The sequence below is a fragment of the Rhodococcus sp. P4_B6 genome, assembly GCF_056402215.1.
On the sequence record NZ_JBFUHV010000031.1, the window covers coordinates 1 to 14,526 of the forward strand.

Below are 14,526 nucleotides of genomic sequence, written 5' to 3' on the forward strand. Positions count from 1 at the left end.
CGGGACGCCCGTTCGATCTGACGCAACGGACGTCCCGTTCGTCCGGTGGGGAGGACCGTCAGCGCCGCTTCGGGAGCTCCTCGATGATGTATTTGGCCATGCTGCCGAGCCGGGGGCGGGCGGGTTGCATGGTGTCCACCCCGAGGACGGTGAGCGGCGAGGCCGTGACGGAACCGACGCAGACGGGTGCGACCGGACCGTGGAACGCCTGCAGGAGGGCCTCGACCCGGTCAGTGTCCTTCGCGGTGCTGAGCAGCGAGGACACGGCGGGCGCACTGGTGAACGTGACGGCGTCGACCTCGGCGCGGACGATCCGGTCGAGCAGCGTCAGCAGTGGCTGCTGGTTCTCGGGTCGGATCCACCGGTACACCGACACGGCCGTCGTCTCGGCCCCGGCGCCGGCGAGGGAGACGCTGAGGTCGGTCATCGGTTCCCATTCGGTGATGGTGCCGTGCAACTGGACCGCGACGCGCAGTCCGCGCACGCCCTGGGCCACGAGGTGTTCGTGCACTTCCTCGGACGATTCGGTGTCGGGCGACCACTCCTCACGCAGGCCTGCGCCGCGCACGGCGCCCTTCGCCTTGGGACCGCGGGTGATGATCCGCGCCGACTGCAGGGCGGCGAGCAGCGCACCCTCCTCGTCCCAGGCCCGTGCCGCGTCCAGCCACCCCCGGAATCCGACGGCGGTGCTGACGACGAGGAGGTCTGGCGGCGACGCGATGATCTCGGCGGTGCGGGCGCGCAGATCGGAGTCGTCGACGAGCGGTAGCACGTGGATGGCCGGGGTGTGGACGATGGTGGCGCCGTGCCGTTCGAGGAGCGTGATGAACTCGGCGGCCCGGCGTTCCGCGGTGACGGCGATGGTCAGTCCGGAAAGTTCGTCGTTCGACATTCTCTCAGTGTGACGGACGAATCGCACTAAGCTGCCCACATGATCACAGCTGTGCACACTCTGGTCTACGCCGACGACGCCGAGGCCGCCCGCGATTTCTTCCGCGACGTGCTGGGCTGGGCGCACGTCGACGCCGGCGGCGGTTGGCTGATCTTCCGCACCGGGCCGTCCGAGATGGGTGTGCATCCCACCTCGGACGATCGGGGCGGTGAGCCGTGGTCGACCCGGCCGCATCACGAGATCTCGCTGATGTGCGAAGACATCGAGTCGACCGTGGCGGAACTCGAGGCCAAGGGTGCCGAGTTCACCCGCGGAGTCCGCGACGACGGGTACGGCCTCACCACCTCGCTGAAGATCCCCGGAGCGGGAGAGATGATGCTGTACGAGCCTCGGCACCCGGTGGCGTTCGAGCGTTAGGCCTTCGCCTGCGCGCTGCTGCGCGCCGGATTGGCCTGCTCCCCCACCTTGGGATCGGTCTCGGACTGCTTCGTCGACACCCCGTCGGCGATCCGGTCGCCGAGCGTCTTGTCGACGTTGCGCCAGTACTCGAACGCCTTCGCCAGGATCGGTTCGCTGACACCGTTCAGCAGATGGCCGACGATGTTGTCCACCAGGCGGTCCCGGGCGGCGTCGTCGAGCACGTCACGGACCATCGTCCCGGCCTGACCCCAGTCGTCGTCCTCCTTGTGGAGTGCGTAGGGCGAGCGGACCATGTCGCCGGCGCCATACCAGGTGGCGGTCTCGCCGACCTGCGACGGGTCGGCGTGCGGGCCGCCCTTGGAATTCGGCACGTACACCGGGTCCCCGGGGTTGTGGTGCCGCATGTTGCCGTCCTTCGAATACGAGTGGACGGGCACGTGCGGCCGGTTGACGGGCAGTTCCTTGTAATTGGCGCCGATCCGGTAGCGGTGGGCGTCCGGGTAGGAGAACAGCCGGCCGATGAGCATCTTGTCCGGGCTCGGTCCGATGCCGGGAACCAGATTACTGGGTTCGAACGCGGCCTGTTCGATCTCGCAGTGGTAGTCCGTGGGGTTGCGGTCGAGGGTCATTCTGCCGACGGGGATCAGCGGGTAGTCACTGTGCGGCCACACCTTGGTGAGGTCGAACGGGTTGAACCGGTAGTCGTCCGCATCCTCGAACGGCATGATCTGCATCTTCAGCGTCCAGCTCGGGTACTCGCCGCCGTCGATGTGCTCCCACAGGTCCCGTGTGTGGTAATCGGTGTCGACGGACGCCATCTGGTCGCCCTCGTGCTGCGTGAAGAACTCGATGCCCTGGTCGGTGTGGAAGTGGTACTTCACCCAGAACTTCTCGCCGGCGGCGTTCACCCACATGTACGTGTGGCTGGAGTACCCGTTCATGTGCCGCCACGTGCGCGGGATGCCCCGATCGCCCATCAGCCAGGTGACCTGGTGCGCCGACTCCGGGGACAGCGTCCAGAAGTCCCACTGCATGTCGTGGTCGCGAAGATTGTTGTCGGCGCGCCGCTTCTGCGAGCGGATGAAGTCCTGGAACTTCATCGGGTCGCGGACGAAGAAGACGGGCGTGTTGTTTCCGACCATGTCGTAGTTGCCCTGCTCGGTGTAGAACTTCACGGCGAACCCGCGAGGGTCGCGCCACGTGTCCGGGCTGCCGCGCTCGCCGGCGACGGACGAGAATCTGATCAGCAGATCCGTCTTCTTCCCAGGCTGGAAGAGATCGGCTTTCGTGTACGCGGAGACGTCCTCGGTAACTTCGAACCGTCCGAACGCCCCGCCCCCCTTCGCGTGCGGTTGGCGTTCCGCAACGCGTTCGCGGTTGAACTGGGCCATCTTCTCGATCAGATAGTGGTCCTGGAGGAGGATGGGCCCGTCCGTCCCGATGGTGAGCGAGTGTTCGTCACTCGTGACCGGGATACCGGCGTCGTCGGTCGTGAAGTTCTGTTCTGTCATCGCGATGCTCCTTCAGCAGACTGCTGGTCGCTACCGCGTACCCTCGCGTTCCGGAGGCGAAACAGTCCCGAAAGCCGCTTTGGCACTGACCTTCCACAGGTAGACCGCCGCGGGGAGCAGCGAGCCGATCAGGAGCAGGAGCGTCCAGACGGACGCGAGCATGAGCACGTCGCCGCCCGGCCCGCCGAACATGCAGAGCAGGAAACCGGCCCCCCAGCCGGCGAGCGGCAGCACTCCCGACCTGATCCGGCCGGTCGTGGACCGGGCGGCGATCACCAGCGCCAGATTGGCGACCGCGGCGACGAGAATGCTGATCGGAAACGGCGTGGCACCGAGGTAGCTGGGTAGGAACAGCACCGACAGGACGGCGCACAGAAAACCGTCGAACACCAGCAGCGCGAGGGTGACCCTCCCCACGGCGTCGAGGTGCCCGGGTTTCGCTGCGGTGCCGACGGTCATGTGTCAATAGTGGATCAGGCGACGGGCGGGTAGCCCAGCAGGGTCAGCAAATGGCTCTGCATGTCGGCGAATCCGTACAGCACGCTGTAGTACAGGTCGTGCTGGGCCGGCCACGAGGGCCGGAGCGTATCGACGAACGCGACGATGGCGTTCTGAACATCCCAGTTGTACATCTATCGCCTCTCCTGACGGGTGCCACGCGGACTCGACCGCGGCCGCTGCGTGACGTGCGCCACAGTGTAATACGTAACGCCGGTCACAGACACCTGCGGTCAGAGACTCACGCCAGCGAAGAGGTCCCGCTCCCGGCCGTCGGCGTCCCGATCCCCGAGGGCGCCGCGGACCAGCACGAAATGCTCCTCCACCAGGATCGGCTGCGCGATGTCGTTGGAGAGCGCGTACTCGGTGCCGCTCGGCGCCACGGTCACCTGGGTGGCGTGCGCCGACAGCGCGTTCCGCTTCGCGTCGAGCAAACCCCGCACGTCGATCACCGTCGTCACGTCGGCGGCCGGCACGCTCGGCAACTCGCCGGGCTCCGGCAGCCGCCAGCCGTCGGGAAGGTCGCCGATCCGGCAGAGTCCCGCCTCGAGCGCGCTCGCCTCGGTCACCGTCCAGTACAGTTTCGCGACCTCCCAGGGGACGCCCGCGTCGGGGAACTGTTCCGTTCCCGCCGCCTCGACGGCCGCCGTGACGATCCCGTGCGCCTGGATGTGGTCGGGGTGCCCGTATCCGCCGTCCGGGTCGTACGTGACGACGACGTGCGGCCGCACCTCGCGGATGACCGCCACGATCGCCGYGGTCACCGAGTCGCGGTCGGCGTTGACGAAGGCGCGCGGGTTCGCCGCCGACGCCGTGCCCGCCATGCCGGAGTCACGGAAGCGTCCCGCCCCCAGGAGGAATCGTGGCCGTCCCGCACCGAGAGACGTCAGCGCGGACGTCAGCTCGCCGATCCGGAACCCACCGAGCTGATCGGCGGCGCCGGCGACCAGGTGCGCCCACTCGTCGCCGATCACCTCACCCTCCTCGCCGAGCGTGCACGTCAGGACGTGGACGTCGGCACCCTCGGCGGCGTAGCGCGCGATGGTGCCGCCGGTGGTGAGGGTCTCGTCGTCGGGATGGGCATGGACCAGCAGAAGTCGCCGCTCACTCATTCCTTGATCCTGCTCCAGTCTGCTGCGTCACTGAATATTCCGACCGGCACGGCGCCCGTCAGCGATACCCCGTCGACGCCCGGCCCGGCCGCGACCAGCGTGCGGTCCTGCATGATCGGCAGCACCGCGGCCAGGTCCCAGAGCCTGCGATCGGCGTCGGCGAGGGCCTGTGGCACGTCACCGACTCCGCGCAGCGCGGCGTCGATGGACGGCTGCAGAGTGGGGTCGCAGACTCCCGACAGGTTGGACGGGGCCTCGGCCTCCGACACCGAATCACGTTCGGGGCCGGCGGTTTCGGTGTTCGGCTGGGTCGTCGCGACCACTGCGGGCGGACAGCTGTGCCGGGATGCCAGCGCCGTCGCCGGGTCGGACCCGGCGCGCGACCAGCCGACAACCGCTCCGATGTCGCCCTTGCTCAGCGACTCCCCGTACAACTCCTCGGCGGGCAGCGACGTCACGGTCGCGTCGATGCCGGCGCCGCGCAACTGGTCGGCCGCCGTGTTGGCGACGGCGCTCGCGGTGTCGTCGCCCTCGGGTGTCCCGATGACGAGCGTGAGCGGGACGCCCTCGCGGACGAGCCGGGTGGGCGGCACCGTACCTGCGGGAACGACGGTGCCCGGAGGTGTTTCGGCGACGTAGCCGTATTCGGCCAGCTGCGCCAGCACCTGTTCGCGGCTCGGCCGCGCGGGTGCGGTCGCGCTGTAGCCGGGATCGGACGGGGCGTAGACCTGCGAGCGCGCCGGGACCGCCGAGGCCTCGCTGCCTGCGCCGACGACGGCGAGCAGTTCGGTGTCCAGCAGGTTCAGCAGACTCTTCCGCACCCGGACGTCGGCGAGTTCGGGCACCCGGCCGTTCAGCGTGAGGTCGAGTCCGCGGGGCTGGAACGACGCACCGGTCCGCACCGTCGGGATCGCGGCGAGCTGAGCGGAAGTCGCTGTGCCCCCGTGAATCTGAACGATCTGGGTGTCGTTGTTGCGCATCGAGTCGGCGAGCTGCGACGGGGTGCCGTCGCGGCGCATCAGGATCTGGTCGGGGGTCGCCGGCTTGTCCCAGAACCGGTCGTTGCGTTCGAGCAGGATCTCGTCGCGGCCGCGGTCGATCGACTTGATGTGGAAGTGTGCGCCCGACACCGGGATGTTCTCGGCCAGTCCGGTCGCGAAACCGCCCGGGGAGTCCTTGATGAGGTGTGACGGCAGCAGGTCGGTGAAGAGTTCACGCCACGCCGGGTAGGCGGCCTTCATCACGACGGTGACCGTCTTGCCGCCACCCGAGGACCGGACGTCCTGGATCAGGTCGTAGCCGGCGGGGTCGACCACGCCGGGGGCGCTGATCATCTGCTGCCACAGGTAGCGGAAGTCCTCGGCGGCGATGGGCGCGCCGTCGGACCATTGCGCTTCGTTGCGCAGCTGGTATGTGACGGTGAACGGTTCCTGCGACGTGACGTCCGCGGAGATGACGAGGGAGGAATCGGGAATCCAGATGCTGCCGCCCGGGTGCGCCGGGTCGGGCACCGGCCGGAACGGGCTCGGCAGGACAAGGGCGCTGACCGCGGAGTTCGCCGGCGACTGGTCCGACAGCAGGTGCGGGTTGAATCCGCTGCCCACGTCGTCGATCGCGACGACGACGGGCTGCTTCTCGGTCGGCGACACCGTCGGCTTGGGGCTGTCGGTGCTCTCGACCGGCGGAGGCGGATCGGCGGTGCACGACGTGAGTACCGCCGTCGACAGTGCCAGCAGGAGTGCGGTCACTGCCGCACCGTTCCCGCGCCTTCGGCCCCGAACTCCCCGAACTGCCCGAAGTCCCCGAACTGCCTGGACTCTCTCGAGTCGACCCCCAGCACCCACCGCGCCGCCTTTCCTCAGAGATACCGGAAGGCTCCGGAAACCCACGAGCGAATGTACCTTCGGTCGACGATCGATCGAAGGTACATTCGCCCGGTTGTGTTTGACGTGGTCGGACGTGCCGACTACAGGGCCGCCTTGTCGCGGGCCTTGGAACGCGAACGCTCACGGGCACGGTCGGTGGCCGACAGGTGCACCTTGCGCACCCGCACGACCTCCGGGGTGACCTCGACGCACTCGTCGCCGGCGCAGAACTCCATCGCGCCTTCGAGCTCCAGCTTGATCGGCTTGGCGAGGGTCTCCATCACGTCGGCGGAGGACTGACGCATGTTGGTCAGCTTCTTCTCGCGGGTGACGTTGATGTCGAGGTCTTCCTGGCGCGGGTTGATGCCCACGACCATGCCCTCGTAGGTGTCGGCGCCGGGCTCGACGAAGAACGTTCCGCGGTCGGCGAGCTGGATCATCGCGAACGGGGTGACCGAGCCGGTGCGGTCCGAGACGAGCGAGCCGGTGTGGCGGGCGCGGATCTCGCCTGCCCACGGTGCGTAGCCGTGGAAGACGGCGTTCGCGATACCGGTGCCGCGGGTCTCGGTGAGGAAGTCGGTGCGGAAACCGATCAGGCCGCGCGACGGGACGATGAACTCCATCCGGACCCAGCCCGCGCCGTGGTTGGCCATCTGCACCATCTTGCCCTTGCGGTTGGCGAGGAGCTGGGTGATGGCGCCGAGGTACTCCTCGGGGCTGTCGATGGTGAGCTCCTCGAAGGGCTCGTGCACCTTGCCGTCGACCTGACGGGTGACCACCTGCGGCTTGCCGACGGTCAGCTCGAAGCCTTCGCGGCGCATCTGCTCGACGAGGATGGCGAGCGCGAGCTCACCACGACCCTGGACCTCCCAGGCGTCGGGGCGACCGATGTCGAGAACCTTGAGCGAGACGTTGCCGACCAGTTCCTGGTCGAGGCGCGACTTCACCATGCGGGCCGTCAGCTTGTGTCCGCTGACCCRGCCGACGAGCGGCGAGGTGTTGGTGCCGATGGTCACCGAGATGGCGGGCTGGTCGACGGTGATCCGCGGCAGCGGCACCGGGTTCTCCAGGTCGGCGAGGGTGTCGCCGATCATGATGTCGGCGAAACCGGCGACCGCGACGATGTCACCGGCGACGGCCTTCTCGGCGGGCTGGCGCTCGACGCCCACGGTGGCGAGCAGTTCGGTGATCTTGGCCTTGGTGACGACGGGCTCGCCGTCGACCTCGCGGCACCAGGAGACCGTCTGCCCCTTGGTCAGCTCGCCGTTGTGGATGCGGACCAGCGCGAGACGTCCGAGGAACGCGGACGCGTCGAGGTTGGTGACGTGAGCCTGCAGCGGCGCGTCGACGTTGCCCTTGGGCGCGGGCACGTAGTTGAGGAGGACCTCGAACAGGGCGTCGAGGTTCTCTGCGTCCGGCGCGTGACCGTTCTCGGGCTGAACCTTGGACGCCTTGCCCTCACGGCCGGAGGCGTACAGAACGGGAAGGTCGAGGGCGAGCTCGGCGGCTTCTGCGGCCTCGTCGTCGAGGTCGGAGGCCAGGTCGAGCAGCAGGTCGTGGCTCTCGGAGACGACCTCTTCGATGCGGGCGTCGGGACGGTCGGTCTTGTTGACCACCAGGATGACGGGCAGTGACGCGGCGAGCGCCTTGCGCAGGACGAAGCGGGTCTGCGGCAGCGGGCCCTCGGAGGCGTCGACGAGCAGGACGACACCGTCGACCATGGACAGGCCGCGCTCGACCTCGCCGCCGAAGTCGGCGTGACCGGGGGTGTCGATGACGTTGATGACCGTGACACTGCCGTCGCCGTGGTGCTTGTGGACGGCGGTGTTCTTCGCGAGGATGGTGATGCCCTTCTCGCGTTCGAGGTCGCCGGAGTCCATCACGCGATCGACCAGTTCGGCGCGCTCCTCGAATGCCCCCGACTGACGCAACATGGCGTCGACGAGAGTGGTCTTGCCGTGGTCGACGTGTGCGACGATGGCAACGTTACGGAAGCTGGTGATGGTCACGCGGTGGCTCTCCTGGCTGAGTTGATTCGGCCACGCGAAAGTTCCCTCGCACGGCTTTCTGGCGGCCGCCTTGTCATCTCGATTCAGAATCCTCGTCGAGGCGATGGTAAATCGCCCAGTACAGGCATCGCGGCCACGTGAATACTACCCGCCCGAACGGCTACTTCGCGCATCGCCGGCTTCGCGGGGCATGCCCGACCAGCGTAAAGTGATCTGCGCCACGTCGAATTCGGCCCTTCTCGCGTGTGCGGTGGGGTCGAAAGCTGAGGGGACGCTAACCTGAGCGGAGCCGGCGGATACCGGCGTTCACCGGAGTAGGAAGGCCGAGCCGAGTATGGGCAAGGTGAAGGCCAGCAAGGTCTCGGGTCTCAAGCCGAAGAAGAAGTGCTGCCGCAGCAAGACGCGGTGCATCAAGTGCCCGGTCGTCATCATGCGCATGAAGAAGCTCGAGAACGAGGGCGCGTCCAAGAAGGACCTGAAGAAGGGGCTCAAGAAGGCCCGCGCGGCGTGAGGTCAGGCCCACCCGTTCAGGTGCAGCCGCAGGTCCGGCACCCATCCGCGGTCGTTGCCGACGAGGTCGATCTCGCCCAGTTCCCGCCCGTCCACCCATCGCAGTTCCGCGTGGTCGAGCGCGGCGGGTGTTCCTGACACCAGTTCGACGCGGTACGCGCGCAGCACCCGGCCGTCGGGCAGCGGCACGTCGTCACCGATCCGGTCGCCGCCTGACACCTCGACCCCGAGTTCCTCCCGCAGTTCGCGGCGCAGCGCGTCCTCGGGGCTCTCCCCCGCCTCCGCCTTGCCGCCGGGCAGCTCCCACAGTCCGGCGAGTTCCGGGGGCCGCGTCCGCTGTGCCAGCAACAGCCGGCCGTCGACGATGATCGCGGCCGCCACCACTTCACCGGTGTTCTCGACAGGTCTTGCACGTTCCTCGGGCACGGCACCATCATGAGGTATGGCCGAGTTGCTGTCAGACGGAGAGATCGACACCGCGCTCGCAGGACTGCCCGGGTGGCAGCGGGCGGGTGATTCCCTCGTCCGCACCGTGGAGTCGCCGAGTTTCCCCGAAGCGGTGGAGCTGGTCCGGAAGGTCGCGGAGGCGGCGGAGGCCGCGAACCACCATCCGGACATCGACATCAGGTGGCGCAAGGTCACCTACACGCTGTCGACGCATTCCGCGGGCGGTCTCACGCAGCTGGATCTGGATCTTGCTGCGCAGATCGACTCACTGGCGGGCTGATCTCGCCGACGGCCGCGGTGGCACGCTTCGTGCGTCGCCCGGCGTAGGCCACCCAGAGGTAGACACCGAACGCGCCGACGACGTCGACGGTGCCCAGCCACGCGAGTACCGCGGGCCGGGAGATCAGCCAGATCGAGTCCTGGAAGAAGCTGAGCACCCAGGGCACGCCGATGAGAGTGGTGACGAGCCAGTACCCGGCGAGGATCCGGGTGCCGAGCATCGAACCGTAGGGGCCGTGCAGCAACCAGATCAGCATCGGGATCACCCACACCCAGTGGTGCGACCACGAGATCGGTGAGACGAGCAACCCCAGCAGCTCGACAAGGATGAGGGTGCCGAGCCGATCGTCCCGGGCGATCGCCCGCCAGGCCAGGCCGGCGAGGACGACGGTGACCGCCACCGCCAGCAGCCAGAGGACGCCCGTCTCGACGTCGTACCCGAGCAGCCGCGACAACGCGCCGCGCAGCGACTGATTCCAGACCGAGCCGACCGGCCCGATGCGATCCGCGTCACCGAGCAGGTGGGTGAAGTACTCCCGCGCCTCCGAGCCGATCAGCAGGTAACTGACTCCGACGGTCGCGGCGAACGCGACCCCGGAGAAGACGGCGGCCTTCCAGCGGCGTTGCATCAGGAAATAGAGGCCGGTGATCGCCGGGGTCAGTTTGATCCCGGCGGCGAATCCGACGAGCGCACCGGACAGCCACCACCGGGAACTGCGGACCGCGGTCATCACGAGCAGGGCCAGGAAGACGTTGATCTGGCCGTAGTCCAGCGTGGTGCGCACCGGCTCCACCCACACCCCGACCGTGGTCCACAACACCGCGACCGCACGCCAGTGCGGGCTGCGCGCGGCATCGCCGAGCACGAGCCCCAGACTCATGCGCGCCAGCGCGTACAGGGCGAGGATGGTGAGCAGTTGCCAGCCGACCCCGACCAGCGGGAACGGCAGGTAGTGCAAGGGAAAGAAGACGAGCGCCGCGAACGGCGGGTAGGTGAACGGCAACGGAAAGTCCGGTGTCACTTCCGAATAGGTGAAGTCGTAGAGACTGCCACCGTGAAGCGCCTCGGAACCGTCGACGTAGACGTGCAGGTCGACGAGGTTCATCCCGTTGGGGCTCAACAGCGTCCACGCCATCCGCCCGAGCACCGACAGCACGAGAAGAACAGGCGCGCATCGCAACAAGGTGTGCAGGGCGGATGTTCCCCGGGTGGACGTGGGTGAACGCTCGGAAGTCGGGTCGTCGGAGGCTGCTCCGCCGTCGGACGCTGCATGGTCGGACACAGTGTGGCGCTCTCCCGTGAGGTGTGTAGATGTCTCAGCCGATCCCGAAACGGTCCCGCACAGCGTAGACGGCGCCGCCCGCTGCCTCCGAGGTGTCCGTAGCCGTGCGTAACAGTTGCATCACCAATCACACGAACCACACGTGCCACAAGCTATCGTCACCGGAGGATCACCGTCGGGGTCTGTATGCCATACACTCCCACCGGGGTGCCGCAGCTACCGGTGAACGAACTCGTGAGCTGTACAACCCGGGGGCGCTGTACATAGAGTGACCCCCCGAGCCGTCAGACGTGGATTGTTTTGTCGTCCACGCTGTTATGACTAAGGATGGGGAGACTGTGCTTCGAACCCGAGGTATGCGCAGAGCAGTAACTGCTCTCGCCGTTGCCGCAGCAGCCGCTATGGCAGTGCCGGCCCAGGCGATCGCGCAGCCGACGCCGCCGCCCGTGCCCGAAGGCATCCCCGTGGAGATGCTCGCGTCGTTCGCACCCGCCATCATCGGCGCAGCCGCTGGTACCGAAGACATCGCCGCAGGACCCCAGGACGCGATCCTGGACCAGGCCCGCAACCTTCTCGAGTCCCCCGGCATCCCGCCGGAACTCAAGTCCACCCTCGAACGCGTCATCACGTTCCTCGACGGCAGTGGCGGCGGCGGTCCCGAGATCCCGAAGGAGAACGCGCCCGTCATCGCGCAGTTCCTCTACCCGACCATCGGCAAGGGCTGCATCGGCGAGGGCGCCGACTCGGTCGGCACCGCGCTCGCGGTCCCCGGCCCGGCCCAGCTGCCCCCGCCCGGCCCCAAGGCAGGTCAGGCCGGTTTCGTGTTCACCGCCCTCGGAACCAGTTCCGTTGCCGCCGAACAGCCCGAACCGCTGACCGTGACGTGGATCAACCTGGACAACCAGCGGCGCGCCACTCAGAACCTCACCAACGAGGCCAAGATCAACCCCGACGGACCGGCAACCCTGTCGGCGATCGCGGACACCGGCCCGGGCCGCGTCCTCGCGGTCGTGTCGGGCGGACTGACGACCCAGAAGGAGGGCGCGGCGCCGATCACGTGCAGCTTCCTCCCCACCGTCGGCATGTTCCAGGTCGCGTAGCACTTCACAGCTGAACGAGCGAGGGGCCCTCCGGACTTTCCGGAGGGCCCCTCGCTCATGTCTGCGCCGCTTCACTGTTTGCCGACGGCGCCACCGTGGTAGACCGAGGAATGCCCTCGACGCATCACACAACGGACCACTCACTGCGATCGCGACACGCCCGGCGTTCCATCCTGTCGATCCGTTCGGAAGGATCGATCCTCTCGATCGGTTCCGCCTATTCGGTCCTGTCGATCGGGAGTGTCGGCTCGGTGCTCTCGATCGGGTCCGTCGGATCGGCAGGCTCTGCACTGAGCACCGCCTCGTTCGCCAGCCTCGGATCGGCGTTGTCGGGGCTGTCGCGGTGGTCTCTGCTGTCGTGGAAGGGCTGGCACGACGCGCCGCCCGAGCACCCTCACCTCACGGTCATCGCCGACGAACCGGACCTCGCCCGGGACGCGACCGCGCACGTCCAGTCCTGACGACGTCCGGTCAGGTCGTCCGGCCGGCGCGCGGCCAGGAGTTGCCGTCGTACTTCTCGATCTCGCCGTTGAATTTGGTCAGCAGGCGGCGCAGCTCACCCCGGTCGTGGTCGCTCCACTCGGCGATGATGCGTTCGACACCGTTCCTGCCGAGCGCCCGGTCTGCGTGAAGCTGCTCGAGCCCCCGCGCAGTGGCCTCGACCTTGCGGGCCATTCCCCCGTCCGGGTCGGGGACCCGCTCGACGAGTCCGCGCTTCAGCAGCGCGCCGATCTGCCGGTTGATCGTCGAGATGTCGAGCCGGAACGCCTCGGCGAGCTGTTTCAGGCTGAGCGGATGTTCCAGTTCCAGGCGTCCGAGAAGCAAGTAGGCGGAACGGTCGAGTTGGAATCCCGCCCGCTGCGCGTGGGCGTGATAGCGCGACAGCAATGTCAATTCGTTCTCGACATCAGCCACCACCTCGTCGCGATCGGACACCGGCACCTCCCAGAGTTACCGTCATTCTGCCCGAGGCACGGTTACCTCGACCGGGACATCATTGTGCATCATACACATCATGTGTAGCGTGCACATTCCGGTACCGCGGGAGCCAATCAGGATCCGTTGACGAACAGCGCGGTGTAGAGAACCGACGCGACGGTGTACACGACATTGATCAGCAGATCCATGGCAGAACCTCCGGGTTCCAGAGTGAAACGAGTGACAACAGGTAATCGGAGTCGACTCGGGTGGCGTTTCAACGATCCCATCCACTGGAAAACACCCCACAACAGAACTGAAACGTGTTCTCATTCTTCGAGGCACGCAGACGCGGTGCCGGACGAGAGAAGGGGATGCACCATGCCGTGGAGTCGCGCCGAACTCGACGAGGCGTTCGCGCACTACCAGCGAACCGTCAGCCGCTGCGTCGAACTCGGAGACTGGGACGGATTCGCCGACCTCTTCACGGAGGACGCCACGTACGTCGAGCACGCGTTCGGGCACTTCGCCGGACGCGAGGCCATTCGCACCTGGGTCACGCGCACCATGTCGGCCTTCCCCGGAAGCCGGATGACCGAGTTCCCGGCGAACTGGTACGTGATCGACGAAGACCGCGGATGGGTGATCTGCGAGATCGACAACCCCATGGAGGATCCCGGCGACGGCTCGCGGCACGCCGCCGCCAACATCACGATCCTCCACTACGCCGGCGACAACCTGTGGTCGCGCGAAGAGGACGCGTACAACCCGATGAACTTTCTCGCCACCGCCAAGAAGTGGTGCCGCGCAGCGGAATCCGCAGGCAACCTACCAGAAGACGCGCGGCAGTGGCTCTCGAAGACGGGTGATCGACCGGCAGCCTGACCGGTCACCACTGCCCGTAGTCGGGTTTGAGAATGTCGTTGAGATCGATGCCCACGCCGTCGACGTTGCTCGCGTCGATCTCGTACTGATGCAGGTGCGCCGACGGGTGCACGTACCCCTCGGGCGTGCCCCAGTCGTGCTGCCAGTACCACGACCCGAGCCCGGCGAGTACCGCCAGATCCAGGGTCTTGGAGTTGGCGTAGATGCCGGTGTTGCCCTTGCCGACCACCGACTCCCACCCGGCGAGGTACGGGGCGATCATGGTGAGGAAATCTGCGGGCGAAGGATTGTCGTCGATGGACGCGTAGATGGGGCGGTCTTCGGGACCGCCTGCGGCGAGGTGCAATTCGAGCCCGCGCTCCGCGTGCCGTTTGCCCGCCTCGAGCCCGCCGCGCCAGTCGGCGGTCGGCCCCTTGCCGAACTGATAGCACGAGACGACGGACAGTCCGGCGTCGAGCAGCGCCTGCGCCTCGTCGGCGAGCATCGGCTTGCCTTCCATCCATTCGGCGCCGGGACGGCGATCCGACACGTAGCGGATGGCGCCGTCGTATCCGGCCTCGAGGATGGCGTCCGCCGAAGGCACGCCGCCCGCGTAGTCGATCAGGATGCCGAGGCTGTCCGCCTTCGCGACGGCGACAGAGGACGTGGTGGACGTGAGCGCCGCGATCCCGGCCACGGCGGATCCCGCTGCCGCGTACCGGAACAGGTCTCTCCGAGAAATCTGCACTGTCGCCCCCATATCCGATCGGTCGCGCTCCGGCGTGTCTCCGACATTCACTCTCGCTCAGTCGGTATGT

General features: G+C 67.6%; 17 protein-coding genes. 6 read left to right on the forward strand and 11 right to left on the reverse strand.

The features are described from left to right. Nucleotides 1-58 precede the first annotated feature (58 nt). Entirely contained in the window at nucleotides 59-892 is an 834-nt protein-coding gene (locus AC1DWT_RS17265; protein ID WP_072940505.1) for a uroporphyrinogen-III synthase, read from the reverse strand. A gap of 39 nt (nucleotides 893-931) precedes the next feature. Between AC1DWT_RS17265 and AC1DWT_RS17270 the strand changes: the two genes are divergently transcribed. Further along, nucleotides 932-1,309: a VOC family protein gene (locus AC1DWT_RS17270; protein ID WP_072940508.1), complete on the forward strand. Its 378-nt coding sequence runs from the start codon at nucleotides 932-934 to the stop codon at nucleotides 1,307-1,309. Here AC1DWT_RS17270 and AC1DWT_RS17275 read toward each other — a convergent pair. The 6 genes from AC1DWT_RS17275 to typA form a co-directional block, all read right to left on the reverse strand. Next, complete coding sequence (locus AC1DWT_RS17275; RefSeq protein WP_477921521.1) at nucleotides 1,306-2,823, reverse strand: catalase; 1,518 nt, start codon at nucleotides 2,821-2,823, stop codon at nucleotides 1,306-1,308. The genes AC1DWT_RS17270 and AC1DWT_RS17275 overlap by 4 nt on opposite strands. Nucleotides 2,824-2,853: 30 nt before the next feature. Continuing rightward, on the reverse strand, nucleotides 2,854-3,282 hold the full coding sequence (locus tag AC1DWT_RS17280) for a hypothetical protein (RefSeq protein WP_072940514.1): 429 nt from the start codon (nucleotides 3,280-3,282) through the stop codon (nucleotides 2,854-2,856). A gap of 14 nt (nucleotides 3,283-3,296) precedes the next feature. After that, nucleotides 3,297-3,455 carry a hypothetical protein gene (locus AC1DWT_RS17285; RefSeq protein ID WP_005239161.1) on the reverse strand — a complete coding sequence of 53 codons (159 nt, stop codon included), beginning with the start codon at nucleotides 3,453-3,455 and terminating at the stop codon, nucleotides 3,297-3,299. Between the two features lie 99 nt (nucleotides 3,456-3,554). Further along, a complete protein-coding gene (gene mshB, locus AC1DWT_RS17290; RefSeq protein ID WP_477921522.1) occupies nucleotides 3,555-4,433 on the reverse strand; it encodes an N-acetyl-1-D-myo-inositol-2-amino-2-deoxy-alpha-D-glucopyranoside deacetylase in 879 nt (292 codons plus the stop codon). Next, nucleotides 4,430-6,277, reverse strand: a complete 1,848-nt coding sequence (locus tag AC1DWT_RS17295; protein WP_371851549.1) for an ABC transporter family substrate-binding protein — start codon at nucleotides 6,275-6,277, stop codon at nucleotides 4,430-4,432. Before AC1DWT_RS17295 ends, mshB begins: the two co-directional genes overlap by 4 nt. A 122-nt stretch (nucleotides 6,278-6,399) precedes the next feature. Next, nucleotides 6,400-8,307 carry a translational GTPase TypA gene (typA, locus tag AC1DWT_RS17300; protein ID WP_477921524.1) on the reverse strand — a complete coding sequence of 636 codons (1,908 nt, stop codon included), beginning with the start codon at nucleotides 8,305-8,307 and terminating at the stop codon, nucleotides 6,400-6,402. Between the two features lie 343 nt (nucleotides 8,308-8,650). On the opposite strand from typA, the gene AC1DWT_RS17305 reads away from it, so the two are divergent. Next, the gene (locus AC1DWT_RS17305; RefSeq protein WP_167372117.1) at nucleotides 8,651-8,818 is read left to right on the forward strand and encodes a hypothetical protein; all 168 of its coding nucleotides are present in this window, start codon (nucleotides 8,651-8,653) and stop codon (nucleotides 8,816-8,818) included. Between the two features lie 2 nt (nucleotides 8,819-8,820). On the opposite strand, the gene AC1DWT_RS17310 is transcribed toward AC1DWT_RS17305, so the two are convergent. Further along, nucleotides 8,821-9,201, reverse strand: coding sequence for a (deoxy)nucleoside triphosphate pyrophosphohydrolase (locus AC1DWT_RS17310; protein ID WP_072940528.1), 381 nt, complete (start codon nucleotides 9,199-9,201; stop codon nucleotides 8,821-8,823). A 58-nt stretch (nucleotides 9,202-9,259) separates the two neighbouring features. Here AC1DWT_RS17310 and AC1DWT_RS17315 point away from each other — a divergent pair, with 58 nt between their 5' ends. Next, on the forward strand, nucleotides 9,260-9,544 hold the full coding sequence (locus AC1DWT_RS17315; RefSeq protein ID WP_015889728.1) for a 4a-hydroxytetrahydrobiopterin dehydratase: 285 nt from the start codon (nucleotides 9,260-9,262) through the stop codon (nucleotides 9,542-9,544). On the opposite strand, the gene AC1DWT_RS17320 is transcribed toward AC1DWT_RS17315, so the two are convergent. Continuing rightward, on the reverse strand, nucleotides 9,492-10,826 hold the full coding sequence (locus AC1DWT_RS17320; protein ID WP_072940531.1) for a mannosyltransferase: 1,335 nt from the start codon (nucleotides 10,824-10,826) through the stop codon (nucleotides 9,492-9,494). The genes AC1DWT_RS17315 and AC1DWT_RS17320 overlap by 53 nt on opposite strands. A 356-nt stretch (nucleotides 10,827-11,182) precedes the next feature. On the opposite strand from AC1DWT_RS17320, the gene AC1DWT_RS17325 reads away from it, so the two are divergent. Continuing rightward, nucleotides 11,183-11,926, forward strand: a complete 744-nt coding sequence (locus AC1DWT_RS17325) for an Rv1157c family protein (RefSeq protein ID WP_072940533.1) — start codon at nucleotides 11,183-11,185, stop codon at nucleotides 11,924-11,926. A 110-nt stretch (nucleotides 11,927-12,036) separates the two neighbouring features. Continuing rightward, nucleotides 12,037-12,387, forward strand: a complete 351-nt coding sequence (locus tag AC1DWT_RS17330; RefSeq protein ID WP_072940536.1) for a hypothetical protein — start codon at nucleotides 12,037-12,039, stop codon at nucleotides 12,385-12,387. 10 nt (nucleotides 12,388-12,397) lie between these two features. Here AC1DWT_RS17330 and AC1DWT_RS17335 read toward each other — a convergent pair whose 3' ends face one another. Then, entirely contained in the window at nucleotides 12,398-12,868 is a 471-nt protein-coding gene (locus tag AC1DWT_RS17335; protein WP_477921525.1) for a MarR family winged helix-turn-helix transcriptional regulator, read from the reverse strand. Nucleotides 12,869-13,225: 357 nt separating this feature from the next. Between AC1DWT_RS17335 and AC1DWT_RS17340 the strand changes: the two genes are divergently transcribed. Further along, on the forward strand, nucleotides 13,226-13,729 hold the full coding sequence (locus AC1DWT_RS17340; RefSeq protein ID WP_072940541.1) for a nuclear transport factor 2 family protein: 504 nt from the start codon (nucleotides 13,226-13,228) through the stop codon (nucleotides 13,727-13,729). Nucleotides 13,730-13,733: 4 nt separating this feature from the next. On the opposite strand, the gene AC1DWT_RS17345 is transcribed toward AC1DWT_RS17340, so the two are convergent. After that, nucleotides 13,734-14,468, reverse strand: a complete 735-nt coding sequence (locus AC1DWT_RS17345; protein WP_072940544.1) for a DUF1906 domain-containing protein — start codon at nucleotides 14,466-14,468, stop codon at nucleotides 13,734-13,736. Nucleotides 14,469-14,526: the final 58 nt, after the last annotated feature.

Coding starts and splice junctions, on each gene's coding strand:
- AC1DWT_RS17340 (WP_072940541.1), top strand. CDS start 13,226: ATGCCGTGGAGTCGCGCCGAACTCGACGAGGCGTTCGCGCACTACCAG.
- AC1DWT_RS17285 (WP_005239161.1), bottom strand. CDS start 3,455: ATGTACAACTGGGATGTTCAGAACGCCATCGTCGCGTTCGTCGATACG.
- AC1DWT_RS17315 (WP_015889728.1), top strand. CDS start 9,260: ATGGCCGAGTTGCTGTCAGACGGAGAGATCGACACCGCGCTCGCAGGA.
- AC1DWT_RS17325 (WP_072940533.1), top strand. CDS start 11,183: ATGCGCAGAGCAGTAACTGCTCTCGCCGTTGCCGCAGCAGCCGCTATG.
- AC1DWT_RS17330 (WP_072940536.1), top strand. CDS start 12,037: ATGCCCTCGACGCATCACACAACGGACCACTCACTGCGATCGCGACAC.
- AC1DWT_RS17270 (WP_072940508.1), top strand. CDS start 932: ATGATCACAGCTGTGCACACTCTGGTCTACGCCGACGACGCCGAGGCC.
- AC1DWT_RS17275 (WP_477921521.1), bottom strand. CDS start 2,823: ATGACAGAACAGAACTTCACGACCGACGACGCCGGTATCCCGGTCACG.
- AC1DWT_RS17280 (WP_072940514.1), bottom strand. CDS start 3,282: ATGACCGTCGGCACCGCAGCGAAACCCGGGCACCTCGACGCCGTGGGG.
- AC1DWT_RS17345 (WP_072940544.1), bottom strand. CDS start 14,468: ATGGGGGCGACAGTGCAGATTTCTCGGAGAGACCTGTTCCGGTACGCG.
- AC1DWT_RS17265 (WP_072940505.1), bottom strand. CDS start 892: ATGTCGAACGACGAACTTTCCGGACTGACCATCGCCGTCACCGCGGAA.